Source organism: Vibrio sp. 1069 (assembly GCF_033340555.1).
Genome location: NZ_JAWOWP010000078.1, coordinates 1 through 1,208 on the forward strand (window position 1 = coordinate 1; position 1,208 = coordinate 1,208).

The following is a 1,208-nucleotide window of genomic DNA, read 5'->3' on the forward strand; positions in this document are numbered from 1 at the left end:
CCTAGTTTAACTTTTGTTTGTAGGTTTTCATCTCGTTTTTTTATTTATGTTGAAGCTATCAACGTTAAAAGCTGGTAATTGCAGAATATTTGCGTAATCTATGTTGTAAATTAAATGTTAATTAAATGTGCCTCATTAAAGGAGTCAATGATGTTACATTCGCGTGAGAACACTCTACATTTAACTCAGCTCAGCATGGCAGCAATTGAGCAACTTTCGCCTTCATTTGAAGCGTTACCTCATACTGAGCACGCTGATGGGCAATATCGATTACGACGCTACTCAGTCGTGAGTTTTGAAGATGGACAAGTGATAGATTTGAACAAGAACAGCTTTGTACAGTCTTCAGATATCAACCGATTTCAGGGTGATGTCATTCGTCAATTTGAACCTATCGAGAAAGACATTTTAGCAAGTGAAGGCTTTCGCGAAATGTGTGCGCTATTCGTGAGCGCAAACCACCTTCCAAATGGTCAAGAAATCGAAATTCACCAGATTCGAATCACTGCATTAGATAGCGAAACGCAGGTCGCGCCAGAAGGTGTGCACCAAGACGGTTTTGATCATATCGCGATGGTTGGTGTTGGTCGTCACAACATCATTGGTGGTGACATCATGCTATACAGCAGCCATAACCAAGCCCCATTTTTCCGCAAAGTATTAGAAAACGGGGAAGTGGCGATGTTGGCTGACAGCAAACTTTGGCACAACGCCTGTCCAATTCGTTCTGTGATTGATGACCAAGCAGGCCACATGGATGTCTTTGTATTAACCGCAACGGACAAACGTAATGAACTTCAATCTTAATCAAATCAGAGAACAGTTTCCCGCGCTGGCTCAGTATCATAATGACAAACCAGTTACGTTTTTTGATGGGCCTGGAGGCTCGCAAGTTCCTCAATCTGTGCTTGATTCAATGGTCGGCTACCTTGGGCGTTTTAATTCCAACTTGGGTGGGCATTACTTCTCTAGCCAAGCTACGGTCGATGTCATGCAGAGTGCGCGAGAGTCGGCACAAGCGCTATTGAATGCACCTTCGTCTGGTAATATTGTCTTTAGCGCGAACACGACATCACTGACGTTCCAGTTAAGCCGTGCAATCAGTCGTGATTGGCAAGAAGGGGATGAGATCATTGTCTCAGCGCTTGACCATTACTCGAACGTTTCAAGCTGGCAACAAGCAGCGGAAGACAAAGGTGCTAAGGTTC

General features: G+C 44.0%; 2 protein-coding genes. Both read left to right on the forward strand.

Going from position 1 to position 1,208, the window contains the following annotated elements; translation table 11 throughout:
- Nucleotides 1–150 precede the first annotated feature (150 nt).
- Nucleotides 151–807, forward strand: coding sequence for a 2OG-Fe dioxygenase family protein (locus R7040_RS24535; protein WP_015296577.1), 657 nt, complete (start codon nucleotides 151–153; stop codon nucleotides 805–807).
- Nucleotides 791–1,208: aminotransferase class V-fold PLP-dependent enzyme (locus tag R7040_RS24540; protein ID WP_318097282.1), on the forward strand; the 418-nt coding region annotated here is incomplete at its 3' end. The genes R7040_RS24535 and R7040_RS24540, both read left to right, overlap by 17 nt.

Excerpts from the sequence above, each read along its gene's own strand:
- R7040_RS24535 (WP_015296577.1), top strand. The coding sequence starts at position 151 with ATGTTACATTCGCGTGAGAACACTCTACATTTAACTCAGCTCAGCATG.